This window comes from Brucella thiophenivorans (genome assembly GCF_002252445.1).
GTDB lineage: Bacteria > Pseudomonadota > Alphaproteobacteria > Rhizobiales > Rhizobiaceae > Brucella > Brucella thiophenivorans.
The window spans coordinates 1-19,886 of sequence record NZ_NNRJ01000049.1; the positions used below are offsets into that span (position 1 = coordinate 1).

Sequence of the window (19,886 nt, forward strand, 5' to 3'; positions counted from 1 at the left end):
CCAATTTGAAAACCCAGTTTATGAGTGTGCGACCTAATTTACAATCTCCATAAAATTCCCCGCAACTGATTCCCAGTAGTGACACCAGTTTCAATTATGCAGAAGTTCACAGTCATCGCCGTATATTTGCGGGCCGAGCTAGATTATGGCTAGGTTATCTTGTATGACAGGTCAGAAATTACGACAAGTATCCGTCAATTATTTCCATGGGCTCTCTACTAATTAATCTAAGTTTAACAATATGCTAAAGGTTATCTTGCAGTGCATTCAGGTAATTTTTACACCAAGTAAACACGTTGTTTTCCTTGATTATTTTAATGATCGTTGAATGCCGCTCCTTTCTCTGATCCAATGGCATAGATACCGCACGACCGATCGCGTCAGCAATACTTTCCACGTCATAAGGGTTAACCAACAAAGCGCCAGTTCCGAGTTCATGTGCTGCGCCGGCAAAACGCGATAAGACAAGGACACCAGGATCTTCGGGATTTTGCGCGGCAACATATTCTTTCGCGACAAGGTTCATTCCGTCACGCAGAGGAGTTACCAATCCCACTTTTCCCATACGGTAAATAGCCGCCAAAACGTTTTGGCTGAAGGCGCGGTTTACATAGCGCACCGGCGTCCAGTCCAACCGTCCCATTGCACCGTTTATATGGCCGGCAATCTCGGCGACCTCACGTTGCAGAGCATCATATTCACCAACACCAGAGCGGCTTTTAGGCGTTACCTGCAAATAGGTCACTTTTCCATGCCATGCAGGATTTACCTCAAGAAAGCGCCGGTAGCCTGTCAGTCGTTCGGGAAGCCCTTTTGTATAATCCAACCGGTCGACACCGACGATCAGGTCGCGGCCTTCGAGCGAGGTTCGGAAGCGCTGTAAGGTGGCGCTGTTATTAAGCGTTTCGGCCGTTCGTATAAAAGCGTCTGTATCGATGCCGATTGGAAAAGCGCCGATGCGGAAACGACGATTTGGGTTCTCAAAGAGACTAGGGTTACCGTTAACCGGCTTTGCCAGACCTCCCCGTTTAAGGCATAGCGCGAAGTTTTCAGCATCATCTTCTGTTTGAAAGCCGATAAGGTCGAGTGCGGTCATAGCGCGTAGAAGTGTGTCCTGGACAGCGAGCGTGAAAAACACGTCCGGGGATGGCCATGGAATGTGCATGAAAAAACCCATGCGGTTTTTCAAGCCCATCTGCCGTAGTTCAGCGGCAAGCGGTAGCAGGTGATAGTCATGTATCCATATAAGATCATCATCTTTGATAAGCGGTGCGAGACGCTCGGCAAACAGACGATTTACCCGCAAATATCCCGCCATGTCGCGCCGGGCATAATCAGTCAGATCAATTCTATAATGACAAAGCGGCCACAGAACACTGTTTGCAAGCCCCTTATAATATTCTGCGAGATTGCGATCAGACAAATCAGTCAGGGCATAGGTAATGTGGCCTTCCTGACGTGTAATGAGGGGGCCGGGGCTATCCTCACCACTTGATTTTCCCGACCAGCCCATCCAGATACCTCCGCGCTCGTTGAGCGCTGCGTGAAGAGCAACAGCCAGCCCTCCGGTTGGTGGTTTGTCTGGGTCGGGTACACGATTTGAAACGACAATCAACCTGCTCACAGAACTTCCTCCCACGATCTTGAGAGAGCCATCGCCGCGTTGATCAGTCCAACCATCGAATAAGTCTGTGGAAAATTGCCCCACAATTCGCCGCTTTCGACATGCACTCCTTCAGACAAGAGACCTAGGTGATTTCTGCGCAACAGAACCTCATAGAATATTTCCCTCGCTTCGGCCTTACGGCCTGTCCTGACAAGTGCATCGATCAGCCAGAACGTGCACGCAGTAAATGCAGTCTCCGGTGCCCCAAAATCGTCAGGGGCTCGATAGCGATAAAGATGATTACCGAAGCGCAACTCGCTCTCACAGGCCGCAACTGTTGCCAGAAAACGTGGATCATCCGGCGGTATAAAGCCGGTTTCGGCCATCAGAAGCAGGCTGGCATCAAGCTCTGTCCCTCCGAATGTGGAGACAAAACTGTTCCGCTCTGCGCTCCATGCATTTTTTAGAATGAACTCGCGAATACGCAATGCACTGGCAGACCATCGCTCTAAGGACTCAGTCAGATTCAGCTTTTGTGCGATGCGCGAAAGCCTGTCACAGGCAGCCCAGCACATGAGCGCGGAATGTGTATGAACGTCATTTCTTGTTCGGAATTCCCAAAGTCCTGCGTCAGGTTTGTCCCAACGGGCTTCGGCTTCAGCGCCTAAACGCTCTAATCTACGGAAAAGTTGTTCTCCACCTATGTTGGGCAAGCGCTCATCGAAGAAGTATTGAGTTGCAGCCAGAATGACTGATCCATAGCCATCATTTTGAACCTGCGTCCAGGCAGCATTGCCGCGTCTTACCGGGCCAAATCCCTTGTATCCCTGGAGGCTGGGAACGGTATGTTCGTCGACCTCACGCTCCAGACCTAGCCCGAACAACGGTTGCATATAGCCATCAGACGATCCTGCTACGATATTTGACACATAAGTGAGATAATCTTCCATGGTCAGCGTTGCGTTAAGACTGTTAAGTGCTTTCACAGTGAAATAGGAATCCCGCAGCCAGCAGAAACGATAATCCCACGTGCGCTCGCTATCTCCATATTCAGGGATTGATGTTGTAAGTGCCGCGACGATCGCCCCAGTTTCTTCATTTGAACAAAGCTTGAGCGTTATCGCAGCACGAATAACAATGTCCTGATAATCGGCAGGCAATGCCAGGCTACGAACCCATTCAGTCCAGTAGGTCTGAGTTTTCTGCTGAAATAAACGGGCAACGGCCATCGGGCTGTCTGTCAAGCGCTCATCTGGTCCAAGAATAAATGCCAAAGGCCGGTCCAGAAGAAACTCAGTTTCGTTGAGTACATAATCAACGGCCGCATTTGTGGTCATTCTTAGGATCTGATTTCCGAGAATGTAGCGAACATGGCTCGTGCCCCTTGTCGTATCGGGTTTTTGTGCGCCATAATTATAGCGGGGTCTGAGTGATGAGCTGATAAATGGAGAGCCGGACAAAGCTTCGACAATGCGCACGAGAGTGAAGCCACGAAAAATGCGCCCTCCCATTTTGTATCGAGGCGCAAAATCTGTGATCTTAGCCTGATTGCCATGCTTGTCTGTCAGTATCGTTTCCAAAATAGCGGTGTTGCGAACATAATGCTGTTTGCTGCTAACCTGATCAGCCAACCGAAATTGCCACATCCCATCTATTTCATCTTCACTTGGATTGAGCAGTCCGCAAAAGACGGGGTCACCATCCATGCGTGGCGCGCACATCCACGAAACACCGGCGTCGCGACTGATAAGCGCTGCAAGTGAGGCATTTCCGACAACCCCGAGATCAAGGGACTGCGAAGCTCGTAAACCAGTATCTAATCTATTCATTCAACGAGTTTCCTGATCCATTTGCGGAAAAGCTGAGGGCTTTCTGCCACCAGCATTGCATTTGTTTTAAAGTCCTCAGTTGGAGAGCCGATGCGGATGCTCACACCATGCAGCCGATTTACCGTTGAAAACATGGCTTCGTCAGTGTGATCATCACCCGCAGCAATCGGACGCTTTCCTTTGAATGGCTCCGTTGACATCAGCGTTTCAATGGCAGTGCCCTTGTTGCTGGCAGAAGGCTTGAGTTCGATTACAAATTTACCCGCTTGCAACTCGAATTCTGGGCCCGCAATTTGACTTGCATCAGACATTAGTCGCCTGACCAAATGTTCCTGATGCGGGGTCTGGCGATAGTGAACAGCGAAGGCCCGACCTTTGTCTTCAAACACAAGGTCCGCGATCATTTTTGCAGAGTGTCGCGTTTTTTCGCGGGCTTTGTTGAAAGCTGAAGATGCATCTCCAGCGAAAATTTCAGTGGATCCATGAGATCTGATTTCTGCGCCGTGCAAGCCCGCTACAGTTAAATGATGTCCGGGAAGCAGCCGATCAATAAATTCAATGGACCGGCCGGAAACAATTGCAATGGCGCCATCTGTTTCTTCGGCCATTTTTTGCAACACAGCCTGCAGGCCATCTTCGACAGACACTTCATCAGGCGTTGGAGCCAAGTCCAGCAACGTTCCGTCCAGATCGAAAAAGAAACAGTATTCTCTTAAATTCATTCATCAGCAAATAGGAGACACGTCGCAGTTGGCAACCCGTTTGTCGAGTTTGACCTGATTTTGAACCAGTTTATGTTTCGGGGGGATTGCCGTAACCCACACTTCGACGGAAATAAACAACAAAATCAACAGGATATAGGTAGTATATCTGATAAGCACCAAACACGAAACTGGGTTAAACTCAGACAGAATTCAACAGTATCAACCCAAAATCACGATTTTCGCGCTGATAATAAGATGATGCGAGCCGTGTAGTTCTCGCAGATTGGTATGGTGTGGGTGTCTATTCAATCCATTTTGATTAGCTAGATGTATCTACACTGGTGTGTACGGACATGCCGGGCCTAATGTGCTCAACCGCATCTTGACCGCGTTCAAGGCCTATTTTTACTGTTAGACGCTGCACGACTTTGATGAGATTACCACTGGCATTGCCGGTTTTGAGCACGCTGAACTCGGTACCGGTGGCAGGAAAGATTTGCTCCACGACGCCTTGCAGCATCGCCCCATCGAGAGCGTCGACGCTAATGGTGGCGGGCTGGCCAGTCCTCATGTTCTTCGTCTGCGTTTCCTTAAAGTTCGCAACAACCCATGTTTCCTCGGGAACGAGCGACTGGACTTGCCCTGAATTAGTGGAGAGTTTCCGGCTCTAGATTTCGCATTGTCATCTCATATGAGATTGGCGATTTATATCGCAGTGCGAAATGTCTTCGGCTGGAATTATAGAAGCCATCAATATATTGTCCAATAGCCTTAATGGCTTCAATTCTTGGTTGAAACACCGTGCGTATCCGTCGTCATATAAAATTGGACATCAGAGCGGCTTGATTATTGGAGGCTCTGGTTCGTTTGTGAGACTGATTATGCCGCTTGTTTTTTATGTTGCAAGCGGCGTTGGTGGATTGTCAGTTTCTTGATCTTGTCCCTTTCTCTCAAGATGGCTTTGTCGCGTCCAAAATAGACGTCGGTGGGCGTGACGTTTTTCAAGCTCTCGTGGTAACGCTGATTGTTGTAGTATTCCACGAAGGTTCCGATCTGGTGTTTAAGGTGGCCCGGCAGGTCGTAATTTTCCAGTAGACCCCGGTTCTCCAGGGTCAGATCGGCGACGTATTCCTTCAACGACAAAGCTTCAGAGCGAAGGTCCTTTACTTCCGGCGACGTAGCTTGCCGTGCCGTGTTGCCCCCAGAGCTGACGCTTGCCCGCTTCCAGGAACTCCTTCGACCAACTGTAATAAAGGCTTTCGGCGATGACTTCGCGGCGGTACAACACAGAGATGCTTTCCTCTACCAAATAGGTTTGACGGGTCTTGCGACGGATGTTTTTGACAAGCTTGTCCGCCGCGTCCTCCGATGTCCCGGATGTCTTGTTCATCTTCAATCCATGAAAGTTATGATGAACCAGAAATCCTCCTTTGTCCACGCGACCTAAATCTGTCCCAAGGGTGCTGACTTCAGACAATCCATACATAAAAGGCCATCAGAGATAGAAGGCCATCAGAGATAGAAGAGCGTTCAATATGGGGTCATTGGGAAGGTGACCTGATCAGCGGTTCTGGAAATACACATATCGCCACATTAGTCGATAGAAAAACACGATTTCCGATGCTGCTTAAACTCCACGGCAAAGATACAATCTCCGTAACACGGGCGCTTGTAAAGCAATTTAAAAACCTACCCCATGTATTACGAAAAAGCCTGACTTGGGATCGTGGTATGGAGTTGGCAAAGCATCAAGAGTTCACAGAAGCAACAGGCATGCCTGTTTATTTTTGCGATCCGCAAAGTCCATGACAAAGAGATACGAACGAAAATACAAACCAGCTTTTACGGCAATCTTTTCCAAAGAAAACTTGCTTGAAGCAACATTCATCCAAGATGCTCGAACAGGTGGCCGATCAACTCAATTGCAGCCCCAGAAAAACATAGGCTATCAAACGCCACGAACCGCCATTTTATATGACGTTGGGTTGACGGGGGTGAATCTACATCGCTTTTATTCATAAGTCTCGTTCCTGATGCGAAAGGTTGGCCCTCTTTCGAAAGCGCGCCAGTTTCTGACTCCTGTCCTTATGCGGACGCGCAAGTAAATTTTTCTCAGCAAAATTACGCCGCCAACACTCAAGTGTTGACTCGCCAATTCCAAAAACACCGACAAGCGACGAAATGCTTCAGCCGCTTGGAGTGAAAATTCAAACGGCTTCGCGTTTAAACTCTTCGGTACATTCGCGCTGCATCAACTCTAAGCCTCCTGTCCGTTCTTTCTAACAGAAGCCCTTCACTTTTGATGGGGAAGTTCACCCGTTTATAGACTTCGCTGCGTCGGCAGTCGCCCGTTTGCGTTCACACTGGCGTCGATGATTGTTCCTCGTATTGTCCTTGCGGTGGGGCCGTTTAATCTGTTCGCTCAAATAAGGCTGGTCGCAACAAATTAGGGCTTGGTCATGGGCAATACCGTTTTATCAATCCCCTTCACCTTCATCGCGATTGCAGCCGCGCTCAACAGTTACGATTGGCAGCCTGATCAGGCAGCTTTGTCTTTGGGCGCAAGTCGCTTTCAGAAACCGTCGTGGGTTAAATGCAGAAAAAGTTGCGGTTCTCCTGACTGAATGAACGAATTTCTCTCATTTAGGGGCTGTCTGTCAGGAGGCCTGAAAAACAGGAAATCGTAATAAACCACCCTTAAAAGTATTGACTTTTACGCCTTATTATTCATAACCGACTGGTTGGTATTTAATTTGGTGATGCAATGTCTCGACCTCGACACATAGATCCTGATACAATCCTTGATGCTGCTGAAACGGTCATCTTGCGTGACGGCCTTGCTAAGCTGACGCTTGATGCTGTTTCGCAAGAAGCAAATGTTAGCAAAGCAAGCGTGCTTTATGATCTTAAATCGAAGCAAGGCCTTGTTCGCGCGATCGTTTCAAGACGTCTTTCCCGAGATCAGGAAGCTTTAGAGACGGCAATTGCTGCTTGCTCCAGCAGTTCCAATCCTCCGTTGGCTGGGATGATCGCCTTAACGCGAGAAAAAATATCTGAACGCGATCGGGTAATCACTATCGGGCTTTGCGCGGCATTCGTTCAAGATGAAGAAATATTAAAACAGGTTCGAACCTATTACAAATCGCTTTCTGATCGGATTCAAGAAGCGTCCGACAACAAAAAATCCGCAACGCTGGCCCATCTGGCTCTCGAAGGGCTGCGGTCGCTCGAATGGTATGATCTCTACGATTTGACACCTGCAGCTCGCACGCAAATCCTAGACGAAATTACGCAACTCTCCGGAATTAACGGCCCGCTTGGCGCGACGTGATCTCGCTTAAAAATCAAACTGAATTTGGTGCTCCAACCCCCTGGATAACACATGCTATCGACTAAAAAGACCCTCCTTTATGCCACCTCTCTTACAATGCTTCTTATTCTTGCTGCGTGCGGTGAAGGTGAGCAAGCCGCTTCTGAACAGCAAATGCCTCCGACATCGGTCGGTGTTATTGAAGTGAAATCTGAGAACATTCCGATCATTAGCGATCTTCCCGGACGTGTTGCTCCCACGCGTATCGCTGAGGTGCGCCCGCGGATTACCGGGATATTGGTTGAACGGGTTTTTGAACAAGGTGGCATGGTAGAGGCCGGCGATGTTCTTTATCGCATTGATCCGCAGCCATTCCGTGTACAAGTAGAGAGCGCCAAAGCCACGCTGCAAAGAGCTGAATCTGTTCAGATGCAAGCCAGGCAGACACAGGATCGCCAAAAAAATCTCGGCTCACGAAACATAGTTTCGACCCAACAGGTGGAGAACGCGGTTGCAGCGCTTGCGCAGGCGGATGCGGATGTCGCGATTGCAAAAGCCGGTCTTGCTTCGGCTGAACTCGAATTGAATTATGCCGATGTGAAGGCTCCTATCTCCGGCAAGATTGGGCGCGCACTGATTACCGAAGGTGCACTGGTGAGTTCTACCAATGCAGAGAGTCTTGCGACCATTCAGCAGTTGGACCCGGTTTATGCGGACTTTACACAAACTGCTGGTGATTTGATTAAGCTTCGCCGTGCCCTTGAGAGTGGTGCAGTTTCCAGCTCGGACGCAGAAGCGGCGACCGTAACATTGATTTATGACGATGGAACCGAATATCCACATAAAGGGAAGCTGCTGTTTCAGGAAGCGACTGTTGATCAAACAACGGGTCAAGTAACCTTACGCGGCGAGTTTCCAAATCCTGATGGCAATCTTCTGCCTGGAATGTATGTCCGCGTTCATGTGGAACAGGGCATCCAGCAAAATGCATTTGCGATCCCCCAACAAGCCATTCAACGAGACAATAGCGGTCAGGCCAGCATTCTGGTGGTTGGTGCTGAAGATAAAGCGGAGCTTCGCCGCGTTCGAACGGACCGCACTATTGGGGAGCGCTGGGTTATTTCAGAAGGCCTAAAAGATGGTGATCGCGTCATCGTTGATGGATTCCAGAAAATTGCACCGGGTGCCGCGGTAAATCCAACGCCTTGGCAGGCTGATGCTGATGAAGAAAAATCGGAGACTCAAACGCAGTCTTCCGATCAGTCCAGCGCGACCAAAGAATAACGGCAAAGGGATCGATTTTTTATGGCACAGTTTTTCATTGGACGGCCCATCTTTGCCTGGGTCGTTGCAATTTTCATCATGCTTGCGGGCATCATCGCAATTCCGATGCTGCCTGTTGCGCAGTATCCGAATGTTGCGCCGCCCCAAATCACTGTCTCAACTTCTTTTCCGGGTGCGTCGCCAGAGGATATTTATCAGAGTGTTACACGGCCCATTGAGGAAGAACTCAATGGCGTCAGTGGTTTGATCTACTTTGAATCAACGTCAGACTCTTCTGGTAGCGTATCCATCAATGTCACCTTCGCACCGGGTACGAATTCTGCGGAAGCCTCCATCAATGTTCAGAACGCCATTCGTCGTGTTGAAGCGCGACTTCCTCGCGTTGTAACGCAGCAAGGCGTTCAGGTCGAAGAAGCCGGCTCAGGGTTCTTGATGATGGTCGCGCTTGTTTCAAGCGATGGCAACACGGACGTAATTGGACTTGGCGACTATCTAAACCGAAATATTGTTGGAGAAATTCGCCGCGTGGACGGCGTCGGGAAGGCTCAGGTTTTTGCCAGCCAGCGAGCTATGCGTGTCTGGATTGATCCAGACAAAATGGTCGGCCTGAACATATCCGTCAGCGACATCAACGACGCAATAACCGCTCAGAATGCACAGGTCGCTGCGGGGCGAATTGGCGCGCAGCCGAACCCTATCAATCAACAGATCGCCGCAACGGTCCTCGTAAAGGGACAACTGACATCAGCAGAAGAATTCGGATCAATTGTTTTGCGGGCAAACGCTGACGGTTCTTCTGTATTGTTGCGCGATGTTGCACGTATTGAAGTTGGTGCCGAAGGCTATAATTTCTCGACGCAGATCAACGGGCAACCCGCAGCTCTTGTTGGTGTGCAGCTGGCACCAACGGGCAACGCTATGGCAACGGCGGATGCTGTGCGCGAAACTATGGAGGGGTTATCTGGCTATTTCCCTCAAGGGATAGAGTATATGATCCCTTACGATACGTCGCCCTTCGTGAAAGTTTCTATTGAAAAGGTTCTTTATACACTCCTCGAAGCCGTGGCGTTGGTCTTCGTCGTCATGTTCCTTTTTCTGCAGAACTTTCGCTATACAATCATTCCAACAATTATCGTGCCAATAGCCCTACTGGGCACGTGTGCAATTATGTACGTGTCAGGTTTCTCGCTCAACGTGCTCACGATGTTTGCAATGGTTCTTGCTATCGGCATTCTCGTCGATGACGCCATCGTCGTGGTCGAGAACGTCGAACGTATCATGGCGGAAGAAGGGCTGTCGCCCAAAGAAGCCACAAGAAAAGCCATGACCCAGATTTCCGGCGCCATCATCGGTATTACGACGGTTTTGACGGCCGTGTTTGTCCCTATGGCCTTTTTCCCGGGTGCTGTTGGCGTCATCTATCAGCAATTCAGTTTGACGATGGTGGTTTCAATTCTCTTCTCGGGCTTCCTAGCGCTGTCGCTGACACCGGCTCTTTGCGCGACTTTTCTAAAGCCGATCAAAAAAGGCCATCACGTTAAGAAAGGCTTTTTCGGCTGGTTTAACCGCAAGTTTGATAGCACAACCAACGGCTATACCGGTTGGGTGACTTATATCGTCAAGCGTAGCGGACGGTTTATGATCATTTACGTTGCAATTGTTGCAGGTCTTGCATACGCGTTCATGCAACTTCCTTCATCGTTTCTGCCAAATGAAGATCAAGGCTTTGTCATTGTTGATATGCAGGCGCCTGCAGAGGCCAGTGCCAATCGTGCAATGAACGTCACTGATCAGGTTGATGCAATCTTTGCTGAAGAACCGGCCGTTGATCGTCGCACGATGATCCAGGGCTTCTCGTTCTCGGGTGCAGGTGACAATGCGGGTCTGGCTTTCGTTACACTAAAAGACTGGTCAGAACGCGATGCGGATAACTCAGCCGATGCGCTTTCTGCGCGCATGAATGCCAAACTGTTCCAGATCCGCGATGCGATTGCATTTGCACTATCACCGCCTCCTATTCAGGGGCTTGGTACAACCGGCGGCTTTGAGTTCCGTTTGCAGGATCGCTCTGGTGCGGGCACGGAAGCGCTTGCAGCTGCGAGCCAGCAATTGTTGGCTGCCGCAAATAAAAGCCCTCTTCTGGTGGGCGTTCGCATCGAAGGCATGCCGGATGCGGCACAGCTCAATCTGGATATAGATCGCGAGAAAGCCAATACTTTCGGTGTCACTTTTGCGGCGATCAACCAGACGATCTCGACTAATCTTGGCTCCGCATACGTTAATGATTTCCCTAATGCAGGTCGCATGCAACGCGTGACAATACAGGCGGATCAGGAAAAGCGTATGGGGCCGGATGATCTGCTCAATCTGAATGTTCCCAATTCTAATGGCGGAATGGTTCCAATTCGTTCATTTGCGACAGTTGAGTGGAATAAGGGGCCTGCTCAGGTTGTCGGCTACAACGGCTATCCGGCTGTGAGAATAGGCGGCAATGCAGCTCCGGGCTACTCGTCCGGTGCCGCAATAACGGAGATGGAACGACTTGCAGGTGAGTTGCCTGACGGCTTCGGTTATGAGTGGTCGGGCCAGTCATTACAGGAAATTCAGTCGGGATCGACTGCTCCAATATTGGTCGCTCTGACAATCCTCTTTGTCTTTTTGCTTCTGGCTGCGCTTTATGAAAGCTGGTCCATCCCGCTTTCGGTCATGCTGGTTGTGCCGCTTGGCGTTATTGGCTCGGTACTCGCTGTTATGCTTCGGGACATGCCCAATGATGTGTATTTCAAGGTAGGTCTGATCACGATCATTGGTCTGTCCGCTAAAAATGCAATTCTCATTATCGAGTTCGCCAAAGATTTAAGAGCAGAAGGTAAACCATTGCTGGAGGCTACGATTGAAGCCTGTCGCCTGCGTTTCCGACCCATCTTGATGACATCTCTCGCCTTTACTCTTGGTGTTGTTCCTTTGGCGATCGCTTCAGGAGCAAGTGCGGCAAGTCAGAATGCGATTGGTACCGGCGTGTTGGGTGGCATGATCTCAGCTACGGTTCTTGCGATTTTCTTTGTGCCGGTATTTTTCGTTTTCATCATGAGCATCTTTGATCGCTCTCGTACTAAAGAGAACATCAGCGAGACAAAAGAAGAGACGAACGCCGTATAATCAAATCATAAGGAGCGTATGTTTGTACGCTCCTTAGCCTTCTGAAAAAATGGTGATAGACATTTGCTCCGCTGCCCTCGCAGCTTTACTATGTCTGCACCGATATACACATTTATCTCTCTGAAATTTGGGGCAAAACTCCAAACTCAGCCGTTGATTTTTAACGTGATTACGCTGCCTCACACCTGCGTTTCGTCGGTGCTGATACGCTCTGGCCGCCGATCTGCCGGTCCTGCCCGAAAACAATTGCTCCTAAGCTGTGCCAACACGATTCCGAAGGAGTATAGAATGCGCGGCGCGGATATTTTGGTCCAAATGTTGATTGGCTATGGTGTGGAGACAATCTTCGGGGTGCCGGGCGATACCAACGTGCCATTATATGAAGCGCTACAGCAGCGTGAAGGAGAGATCCGCCATATCATGGCCCGAGATGAACGCTCTGCGGGTTATATGGCCGATGCTTATGGACGGTTTACCAACAGGCCTGGTGTTTTTGAGTGTCCTTCTGGCGCAGGCGCGATGTATTCGCTGCCACCCGTCGCTGAATCAAACGGCTCGTCCATCCCTGTTATCCTGCTGACCATCGATATTCCGCTGCCTGGGGAAGGGCGTGGTGTTCTCACCGAGCTTGATTGTGCCAAGCTTTTTGAGCCGGTGACCAAGCTTTCTGTACAGGTAAAATCAGCCGATAAATTACCCGAAATCATTCGCCGCGCGTTTCGCGTCGCCTGTTCCGGCAAACCCGGCGCGGTACATCTTCAGATCCCTGAAGATATGCTTCTTGCTGAGGTTGATCCCGAACGAATTTCTCTCCATGTTGAAAATGAGTGCAAAACATTCCCCGCTTTCCCAACTCTTCCGCCCAAGCAGAAACTGCATGAACTTTTAGAACTGATTGCCAAGGCTGAGCGCCCGCTCATTGTGGCGGGCGGTGGCGTTAATCGCGCCAGAGCCGGTGAGCAGATTTCGCAACTTGCAGAAAAATACAACATTCCCATGTGCACAACCATGACGGGGCAGGGCGCTATTGATGATGATCATCGTTTGGCCATTGGTGTGATTGGTGACAATGGTTACCATCCCCATGCCAATTGGGCGCTGGAACATTCCGATTTCACATTGTTTGTCGGATCGCGCATCGGTTCTGTGGTGACGATTGGCTGGACATTTCCCAAGATTACACTCAATCGGCGTTTGGCCCAGATCGATATTTCGCCGGAAATCATGGCCAATAATTACGAGAACCTGCTCTCTGTTCAAGGAGACGCTTTGTTGGTCCTCGAAGAATTATTGCAGATTGAGCTGACAATCGAGCCTAAGAAGCACGATGACTGGATTGAAGACTTAAATGCTCACCGGCGTATTTTCTGGGAACATGCTGAGGAAGCTTTGAACGACGAGCGTATTCCTTTGCGTCCCGAACGTGTTGTGCGCTCCTTTAATAAGGCACTCAGTCAGTCGGGCCAACCAGCACTAATCTATTCAGACGCGGGCACACCGACACCTTATATGACCCGCTTTCTCAAGATCAATGACCAAGAAACCCGTTTTGCCATTCCGCGCGCTTTTGGCGGATTGGGTTCGGCTTTGCCTGCAACTGTTGGCGCATGGCGTGCAGACCCCGATAAGCGACCAATCGGACTGTTTGGTGATGGCTCCTTTGGCATGACAGTCGGTGAATTAGAAACGCTGGTGCGATTACAGGTGCCCGCGCTTCTGATCTTGTTCAACAATGCGACATTTGGCTGGATCAAAGGTCTGCACCGATTAAAGGGTCATAATCAGTGTTTCGGGGTCGATTTTCTGGCGCCAAAGGGACAGGCCATTGCCGAAGCCTATGGTCTGAAGGCATGGACTGCCAGAACCGCCGATGAGGTTGATCAAGCGATGGCTGAAGCCTTCGCGTGGAAAGATGGACCGTGCTTCATTGATATTCATGTTGAATCAATCGCTGATCGGGTGCCGCCCGTTTATTCATGGCTTTTGAAACGCGGCGAAGATCCTCTCAATCTAACGCCAACTGAACGTAGCTATATTTAAGCTTACGACGCCACAGACAGAGAATGTCTGTGGCGTTTTGCTTCTGCAATAAATCCATCGCGAAACAGGCGAACATTTTTTGAACCCTGACGCGCCTGCGCAGCACAGAGAAAATAGCTTTCTCCCGATGTTTGCACACGATCAAGCGCAAGCTTTAGTTTTCCGGACCGCAACTCCTCCTGTACGAATATTCTGGGCGCTATGGCGAGCCCCATACCAGCAACAGCACACTCGATAATAACGTCATGCGTTGGCAGGCGCGGACCAAAAATGCGCTTGTTGTAATGAATACCCGCACCACGCAGCCAGTGCAGCCAGAGGCTTGGCCGGTTTGAATTCTGAATCAGCGGAAAGTCGAGCAATTCGACATCTCCAGCCACCCCGTTTTCAGGCACAAGATCGGGTGAGCCGATAACCACAAGTTCTTCCGGGAAAAGCAGATGGCTGCGGACATTCGCCCAATTTCCAATGCCGCGCAGTACGGCTAGATCGAGATCGGACTTGCTCCAGTCGAGATCATGTGAGCAGGGAAACACTTCAAACCATATTTGCGGATAGGTTCGGGCGAAGGTGCTTATAATGTGAGGCGCCCATTTCCGCATAAGCGTCGGCGGCAGGCCAACTTTGAGCAGGCTTTGCGTTTTGTAACCACGCACTGCATCCATCGACACTTCTTCGAGCTTTGCAAGAATACGTGCGACTTCTTCGTAATAGCTTTGTCCTTCTTCCGTCAAAACCAGCCGTGGCCCGGCACGTTCAAAGAGCTTAAGCCCTAGAAAAGCTTCAAGATTTTGAATCTGCCTGCTGACGCCGCTCTGTGTCATGCCAAGATTCTCAGATGCACGCGTGAAACTCAGATAGCGTACGGACGCATCAAAAGCGTGCAAGGCGGAAAGAGATGGAAGAAAGCGGCGCATGGTTTCCCTCAGATTTCAATCATGATTTTAATTCATGCTTAATCCATTTTTCAATGCTTTTATTTGATGAGAAAGGGCCGCATTCTCATAAAAAATAAATATAAGGGAACACGATGGACTACGGTGATAGCATCGACCGAAATCTGGTCAGTATCCTGGAAGAGAATGCACGGCTTCCTGCAAGCGAATTGGCCCGGCGCGTCGGGCTTGCCCGATCAAGCGTTCAAGAGCGCATAGGCCGTCTGGAGCGGCGCGGTGTTATATTGGGCTATCGTGCCATTGTTCGTCGGGCAACGGACGATAACAGCATTTCTGCCTATTTGTTTATCACGGCCGCACAGCGCATCGCACAACGTTTGTTTGCGACATTGCGTGCTTATCCGGAAATCCTTACGGCGGATGCGATCAGTGGACCGGCCAACATTATGTGCCGCGTGCATGTCGGCTTTCTCGAAGACCTTGAGGCTTTGATTGAAGAGCTGGCACAGATAGAAGAGATCGAGAACGTCAGTTACTCGGTGGTACTTTCCAATAAATTTAATAGAGAAAGCAGCCTGGCGCATTCAAGTGCACAATAATGCTCGGTCAAAAAAGAGGGAAACAAAATGAACAGACGTAAGTTTATCCAGACAACGCTTATGGGCGGTACTGCTATCATGCTTGCACCCGGACTTTCCTGGGCTGTCGAAGAAGGTGTGACGCTCAAAGCGATCAAGGATCGGGGTGCGTTACGCATTGGCGTTTTTAACGGTACCCCGCCCTATTATCAGAAAAATCTTGCAACCGGCGAATGGGACGGCTTCTGCGTTTCCATGGGCCGCGACTTGGCCGAAAATATCGGTGTCCCGTTGGAAATGGTCGAAACCACTTGGGGTAACTCCGTTATGGACCTTCAGAGCGGCAAAATCGATATCATGTTTGCTCTGAGCAATAATCCTGAACGCGCGAAGACTGTCGATTTCACTGAAGCGATGATGGACAATGTCTTCACCATCATCACCAACAAGGACCGCGACGTCAAAACGTGGGAAGAACTGAACAAACCGGAAATCCGCGTCACGGTTGATCTTGGTTCTACGCAGGACCTTTTTGCCCGTAAAACATTGCCCAATTGTACGCTCGTCGCGCTCAAAGGTGCGGATGAAACCGTTATTGCCCTACAATCTGGTCGGGCCGATGCCATCGTGCAGGTCGCACTGATGTCTGTGGTAACAGCGCACAAGCTGGGTGACAAATTTAAAGTGTTTGTTCCGGAGCCATTGGATAGCCAGCCAACGACGATTGGTGTGCGTAAAGACGAAAAAGGCGAATTCCGCGACTACGTTGATGTCTGGCTGAAAAAGCGTCGCGAGGAGGGCAAGGTCAACGATTGGATCGTCGGCAGTCTTTCGCTTGTTGGCGTGCAGCCATCTGATCTGCCGCCAACGCTGAAATTCTGACGCGTCAATCGTCATGCAGTTCGAGCAAAAATCACTCGGTGTCATCATGCTTGACACCGGCTTTCCCCGTCCGCCCGGAGATGTCGGTAATCCGGCATCTTGGGAAATGCCGGTCCGGTTCCAAAAGGTATGCGGAGCATCGCCCGATAAAATTATTCGTCAGGGTGGCGCGGACTTGATTGAAGACTTCGTCAGGGCCGGGGAGGCTTTGATTGCTGTGGGTTGCAGTGCGCTTGTGACTTCATGCGGTTTCATGGCACGGCACCAAGGCACATTGAGTGCAAAGCTCTCGGTGCCGATAGGCACTTCAAGCCTGCTCCAGTTGCCAATGGTCAGCAGACTGATTGGCCCGCAGCGCAAGGTCGGCGTAATCACTTATGACGAAGTCAGCCTTGATGATGCGATCCTTATGGCCTGTGGAGCCGACATTCAAACACCGCGCATTGGCATGCCGAATGGCGGTGCGTTTCGCGAGTTGATTGAGGGGAACGGCGATTATGATCGCATCGCCCTGGAAGTGGAAATCATACAAGCGGCGCAAGAGCTGAAATTACGCGAACCTGATCTTGGTGCCGTTGTGCTTGAATGCACGAATATGCCGCCATTTGCACAAGCAGTGTCAAGAACATGTGGCTTTCCGGTTTTCGACGTTCTGTCGCTTGGACACTGGCTGTTCAGCTCAACCTCTGCCCGTGCCTTTGCCGGAATGTCAGAAAGAGTGAATTAATGGACTATCAATGGGATTTTTCCGGCCTGTGGCAATATCGGGGATTGTTTCTCCAAGGTCTGGCCTACACCGTCGGTTTCACATTTATAACAGTGATCTCCGGCATATTCGTTGGAACGGTCTTCGCTCTTGGCAGGCTTTCCGGCAATAAGATCATCACCGTACCCATTATGACGGTTGTAGAAGTATTCCGTTGTACGCCGGTTCTGGTGCAGCTTATCTGGTGCTATTACGCGCTCCCGATGCTGATCGGCCTGGAAATTTCGCCAGCAATGGCGGCGTTCATTACGCTTACTTTCTATGGCGCGGCATTTTATGCGGAAATCATTCGTGGTGGCATCGTTTCAATTGATGCAGGCCAGTGGGATGCGGGTCGTGCAATCGGTATGCGCCGCGGGCAGCTTATGAGCAAAATTATTTTGCCGCAGGCGTTGCGTCGCATGGTTCCGCCATTGGTCAACCAGTCCGTGCTTCAGCTTAAGAACACATCGCTTTTGTCGGTTCTTGCGGTGCCAGACCTCTTATACCAAGGCCAGCTTGTCACCTCAGCGACCTACCGACCGCTTGAAACCTACACCTTGATTGCAGTGCTATATCTTGCAGTTCTCTTCCCTCTGACACGGCTCGCTCATGGGCTTGAAGGCAGGCTGAAATGATGAGCCGCATGAAGCAAGTAATCGTTGGGGAGTTTAGCCATGAATGTTGAACCGATGATCGAAGTGCGTGGGCTTAAAAAGTCTTTCGGCGACATCGAGGTGCTGCGCAATATCAGCCTCACAGTGGAGCGAGGACAGGTGGTCGGTTTGATTGGACCGAGTGGTTCCGGCAAATCTACGCTGCTTCGCAGTCTCAATCTGCTTTCAATGCCTGATGCGGGCTACATCGCCATCGGTGAGCAGAAGATAGATTTTTCGTCCGGGACCTTGTCCTTAAAGGATAAATACCTCGCTGCATTTCGTGCCAACACCGGCATGGTGTTCCAGAACTTCAACTTGTTTCCGCATATGAGTGTTCTCGATAACGTCATGATCGGACCGGTTACGGTTTTAAAGCAAGACAAAAAAGAAGCGCGTCAACTGGCAATCGAACTGCTGGAAAAGGTAGGGCTTGCGGCGCGCGCTGATGCTCGGCCTGAGCAGCTTTCAGGCGGGCAGAAACAGCGTGTGGCGATTGCAAGAGCGCTCGCGATGCGTCCCGAGGTTATGCTGTTTGATGAGGCGACGTCGGCTCTTGATCCGGCACTGGTCGGTGAAGTGCTGGCGGTCATCCGGCAACTGGCTGAGCAAGGGATGACGATGATCCTTGTGACCCATGAAATGGCCTTCGCACGCGATGTTGCTGACAAAGTCATCTTCATGCAGGACGGCTACGTCGTTGAAACCGGCGATGCACGTGAGATGATTAATGATCCGCGTGAAGCCGCAACACGAGAGTTCTTGAGCCATTTCCATGGTGGTCTCGCATAGAGCGCCGCGCGTCTCGGACGCACAAAGCATGCTCTAACTATTTTATCTAAGCATCGTGCTGAACAAAAATCGATTTTGATTTCGTATCCGATGCTTCAAGCGCACACGCAGAACGGATAAATGTCATGACAGGCAATGTTATTGTCGTTGGGGCTGGCATTATCGGCTCCACCATCGCCTTAAGACTTGCTGAGGCTGGCCTGAAAGTAACGCTATGTGACGGCTCAGAACCGGGTGGCGAGCAAAGTGCGAGCTATGGCAACGGCGGCTGGATCAGCCCAGCTTCAATTATTCCCATGAGCATGCCGGGCCTATGGCGGCAGGTTCCAGGCTTCTTGCTGGATCGCAATGGTCCACTCACCCTTGACTGGAAATCGGTTCCAAAGCTTGCACCCTGGCTCACGCGGTTTCTGCTCGCAGGCGCTACAAAATCGAGGGTAACCAAGACCGCAGCAAAGCTGAACTGGTTGCTCAATGATGGACCAAAACGACACCTCGAACTCGCAAGAAAGACGGGGCAGGAGCATTTGATTGTCCAGAAGGGTTTGCTTTACGCTTATCCAGATCGGGCTGCCTTTGAGACCGAAGCACTGAGCTGGCAGTTGCGCCGCGATAACGGAATTCTGTTTGACGAATGGCAGGAAGCAGAACTGCGCGAACGTATTCCGGCGCTTGGGGGCAATTTTCGCTTTGCCATTCATGTTACGGAAGGTGCGCATTGTCTTGATACTGGCGGATATGTTGCCGGTATCGCAGCTCAGGCCGAAAAGGAAGGCGTTCGGTTCATTCGCAAAAATGTCGTTAGGGTACTCACCGGTGTTTCGCCGCGTGTCGTCTTTGATGACAATGAAAGTATTGCTGCTGATCACATCGTTCTTGCAGCAGGCATTCATTCCGGGCGCATCATGAGCGATCTCGGTTTGTATGTGCCGATGCAAAGCGAGCGGGGCTATCATGTCACTTTACCGATGAGTGAGCTTCCCTTTGATATTCCGATCATGCCGAGCACCGGGCGAATGGGAAATACGCCGACCAATATGGGGTTGCGTCTATCCGGTCAGGTCGAACTCGCAACGGTAGAAAAAGCCCCCGACTGGCGGCGTTCTGAGGTGCTGCTCAAACACGCTTTGGCAAGCTATCCCAATCTTGAGAAACAAGACTTGCAGCATCTCAAGCTCTGGATGGGGCATCGCCCGTCGCCTGCGGATGGCATTCCGGTGATAGGCAAGCTCACGCATCATCCGGGGATCATTGCAGCCTTCGGTCATGGCCATATCGGGATCGCCGCAGCGCCCAAAACCGCTGACATGGTGCTCAACGCAATCAACAATGTCCCATTTGAAAGTGCTGGTGTTTTCTCGCCTGCACGCTTCGGTCACTAATTCTATAATTTCCAAAGGAATGC

The 19,886-nt window shown here is 50.5% G+C and carries 16 protein-coding genes and 4 pseudogenes; 11 read left to right on the forward strand and 9 right to left on the reverse strand.

Going from position 1 to position 19,886, the window contains the following annotated elements; translation table 11 throughout:
* Nucleotides 1–244 precede the first annotated feature (244 nt).
* From otsA to CEV31_RS13430, 7 genes and pseudogenes are all read right to left on the reverse strand, one after another.
* The gene (otsA, locus tag CEV31_RS13405; protein ID WP_094507568.1) at nt 245–1,624 is read right to left on the reverse strand and encodes an alpha,alpha-trehalose-phosphate synthase (UDP-forming); all 1,380 of its coding nucleotides are present in this window, start codon (nt 1,622–1,624) and stop codon (nt 245–247) included.
* Nucleotides 1,621–3,435 (reverse strand): glycoside hydrolase family 15 protein, encoded by a 1,815-nt coding sequence (locus CEV31_RS13410; protein ID WP_094507569.1) that lies wholly within the window; start codon nt 3,433–3,435, stop codon nt 1,621–1,623. Before CEV31_RS13410 ends, otsA begins: the two co-directional genes overlap by 4 nt.
* A complete protein-coding gene (gene otsB, locus CEV31_RS13415) occupies nt 3,432–4,157 on the reverse strand; it encodes a trehalose-phosphatase (protein ID WP_094507570.1) in 726 nt (241 codons plus the stop codon). The genes CEV31_RS13410 and otsB overlap by 4 nt, the downstream gene beginning before the upstream one ends.
* Nucleotides 4,158–4,458: 301 nt before the next feature.
* Complete coding sequence (locus tag CEV31_RS13420; protein ID WP_094507571.1) at nt 4,459–4,710, reverse strand: HlyD family secretion protein; 252 nt, start codon at nt 4,708–4,710, stop codon at nt 4,459–4,461.
* 76 nt (nt 4,711–4,786) lie between these two features.
* Nucleotides 4,787–4,945, reverse strand: a pseudogene (locus tag CEV31_RS21305) (IS3 family transposase); the annotation flags it as partial.
* A 73-nt stretch (nt 4,946–5,018) separates the two neighbouring features.
* Nucleotides 5,019–5,231: an IS3 family transposase gene (locus tag CEV31_RS21230; protein ID WP_407923143.1), complete on the reverse strand. Its 213-nt coding sequence runs from the start codon at nt 5,229–5,231 to the stop codon at nt 5,019–5,021.
* A pseudogene (locus tag CEV31_RS13430) lies at nt 5,220–5,529 on the reverse strand (IS3 family transposase); the annotation flags it as partial. The pseudogene CEV31_RS13430 and the gene CEV31_RS21230, both read right to left, overlap by 12 nt.
* A 116-nt stretch (nt 5,530–5,645) precedes the next feature.
* On the opposite strand from CEV31_RS13430, the pseudogene CEV31_RS21310 reads away from it, so the two are divergent.
* Nucleotides 5,646–6,160, forward strand: a pseudogene (locus CEV31_RS21310) (IS30 family transposase); the annotation flags it as partial.
* Here the strand turns inward: CEV31_RS21310 and CEV31_RS21315 are convergent.
* Nucleotides 6,158–6,391: pseudogene (locus CEV31_RS21315) on the reverse strand (IS3-like element IS1953 family transposase); the annotation flags it as partial. The pseudogenes CEV31_RS21310 and CEV31_RS21315 sit on opposite strands and share 3 nt — an antisense overlap.
* 512 nt (nt 6,392–6,903) lie before the next feature.
* Between CEV31_RS21315 and CEV31_RS13445 the strand changes: the two are divergent.
* From CEV31_RS13445 to CEV31_RS13460, 4 genes are all read left to right on the forward strand, one after another.
* Nucleotides 6,904–7,470, forward strand: coding sequence for a TetR/AcrR family transcriptional regulator (locus tag CEV31_RS13445; protein ID WP_094507575.1), 567 nt, complete (start codon nt 6,904–6,906; stop codon nt 7,468–7,470).
* Nucleotides 7,471–7,521: 51 nt separating this feature from the next.
* Nucleotides 7,522–8,733, forward strand: coding sequence for an efflux RND transporter periplasmic adaptor subunit (locus tag CEV31_RS13450; RefSeq protein ID WP_094507576.1), 1,212 nt, complete (start codon nt 7,522–7,524; stop codon nt 8,731–8,733).
* A gap of 21 nt (nt 8,734–8,754) precedes the next feature.
* Nucleotides 8,755–11,892, forward strand: coding sequence for a multidrug efflux RND transporter permease subunit (locus CEV31_RS13455; protein ID WP_094507577.1), 3,138 nt, complete (start codon nt 8,755–8,757; stop codon nt 11,890–11,892).
* Nucleotides 11,893–12,180: 288 nt separating this feature from the next.
* A complete protein-coding gene (locus tag CEV31_RS13460; protein ID WP_094507578.1) occupies nt 12,181–13,932 on the forward strand; it encodes a thiamine pyrophosphate-binding protein in 1,752 nt (583 codons plus the stop codon).
* A gap of 2 nt (nt 13,933–13,934) precedes the next feature.
* On the opposite strand, the gene CEV31_RS13465 is transcribed toward CEV31_RS13460, so the two are convergent.
* Nucleotides 13,935–14,849 carry a LysR substrate-binding domain-containing protein gene (locus CEV31_RS13465; RefSeq protein ID WP_094507579.1) on the reverse strand — a complete coding sequence of 305 codons (915 nt, stop codon included), beginning with the start codon at nt 14,847–14,849 and terminating at the stop codon, nt 13,935–13,937.
* 113 nt (nt 14,850–14,962) lie between these two features.
* Here CEV31_RS13465 and CEV31_RS13470 point away from each other — a divergent pair, with 113 nt between their 5' ends.
* From CEV31_RS13470 to CEV31_RS13495, 6 genes are all read left to right on the forward strand, one after another.
* Nucleotides 14,963–15,427 (forward strand): Lrp/AsnC family transcriptional regulator, encoded by a 465-nt coding sequence (locus CEV31_RS13470; protein WP_094507580.1) that lies wholly within the window; start codon nt 14,963–14,965, stop codon nt 15,425–15,427.
* 27 nt (nt 15,428–15,454) lie between these two features.
* Nucleotides 15,455–16,288: a transporter substrate-binding domain-containing protein gene (locus CEV31_RS13475; RefSeq protein WP_094507581.1), complete on the forward strand. Its 834-nt coding sequence runs from the start codon at nt 15,455–15,457 to the stop codon at nt 16,286–16,288.
* Between the two features lie 13 nt (nt 16,289–16,301).
* Nucleotides 16,302–17,015, forward strand: coding sequence for an aspartate/glutamate racemase family protein (locus tag CEV31_RS13480; protein ID WP_094507582.1), 714 nt, complete (start codon nt 16,302–16,304; stop codon nt 17,013–17,015).
* On the forward strand, nt 17,015–17,671 hold the full coding sequence (locus CEV31_RS13485; RefSeq protein ID WP_094507583.1) for an amino acid ABC transporter permease: 657 nt from the start codon (nt 17,015–17,017) through the stop codon (nt 17,669–17,671). Before CEV31_RS13480 ends, CEV31_RS13485 begins: the two co-directional genes overlap by 1 nt.
* A gap of 39 nt (nt 17,672–17,710) precedes the next feature.
* Nucleotides 17,711–18,481 (forward strand): amino acid ABC transporter ATP-binding protein, encoded by a 771-nt coding sequence (locus CEV31_RS13490; protein ID WP_094507584.1) that lies wholly within the window; start codon nt 17,711–17,713, stop codon nt 18,479–18,481.
* Between the two features lie 125 nt (nt 18,482–18,606).
* Nucleotides 18,607–19,863: an NAD(P)/FAD-dependent oxidoreductase gene (locus CEV31_RS13495; protein WP_094507585.1), complete on the forward strand. Its 1,257-nt coding sequence runs from the start codon at nt 18,607–18,609 to the stop codon at nt 19,861–19,863.
* Nucleotides 19,864–19,886: the final 23 nt, after the last annotated feature.

What these genes read in the sequence shown, in the direction of transcription:
- CEV31_RS13410 (WP_094507569.1), bottom strand. Translation starts at nt 3,435, where the DNA reads ATGAATAGATTAGATACTGGTTTACGAGCTTCGCAGTCCCTTGATCTC.
- otsB (WP_094507570.1), bottom strand. Translation starts at nt 4,157, where the DNA reads ATGAATTTAAGAGAATACTGTTTCTTTTTCGATCTGGACGGAACGTTG.
- CEV31_RS13420 (WP_094507571.1), bottom strand. Translation starts at nt 4,710, where the DNA reads ATGAGGACTGGCCAGCCCGCCACCATTAGCGTCGACGCTCTCGATGGG.
- CEV31_RS13445 (WP_094507575.1), top strand. Translation starts at nt 6,904, where the DNA reads ATGTCTCGACCTCGACACATAGATCCTGATACAATCCTTGATGCTGCT.
- CEV31_RS13450 (WP_094507576.1), top strand. Translation starts at nt 7,522, where the DNA reads ATGCTATCGACTAAAAAGACCCTCCTTTATGCCACCTCTCTTACAATG.
- CEV31_RS13455 (WP_094507577.1), top strand. Translation starts at nt 8,755, where the DNA reads ATGGCACAGTTTTTCATTGGACGGCCCATCTTTGCCTGGGTCGTTGCA.
- CEV31_RS13460 (WP_094507578.1), top strand. Translation starts at nt 12,181, where the DNA reads ATGCGCGGCGCGGATATTTTGGTCCAAATGTTGATTGGCTATGGTGTG.
- CEV31_RS13465 (WP_094507579.1), bottom strand. Translation starts at nt 14,849, where the DNA reads ATGCGCCGCTTTCTTCCATCTCTTTCCGCCTTGCACGCTTTTGATGCG.
- CEV31_RS13470 (WP_094507580.1), top strand. Translation starts at nt 14,963, where the DNA reads ATGGACTACGGTGATAGCATCGACCGAAATCTGGTCAGTATCCTGGAA.
- CEV31_RS13475 (WP_094507581.1), top strand. Translation starts at nt 15,455, where the DNA reads ATGAACAGACGTAAGTTTATCCAGACAACGCTTATGGGCGGTACTGCT.
- CEV31_RS13480 (WP_094507582.1), top strand. Translation starts at nt 16,302, where the DNA reads ATGCAGTTCGAGCAAAAATCACTCGGTGTCATCATGCTTGACACCGGC.
- CEV31_RS13485 (WP_094507583.1), top strand. Translation starts at nt 17,015, where the DNA reads ATGGACTATCAATGGGATTTTTCCGGCCTGTGGCAATATCGGGGATTG.
- CEV31_RS13490 (WP_094507584.1), top strand. Translation starts at nt 17,711, where the DNA reads ATGAATGTTGAACCGATGATCGAAGTGCGTGGGCTTAAAAAGTCTTTC.
- CEV31_RS13495 (WP_094507585.1), top strand. Translation starts at nt 18,607, where the DNA reads ATGACAGGCAATGTTATTGTCGTTGGGGCTGGCATTATCGGCTCCACC.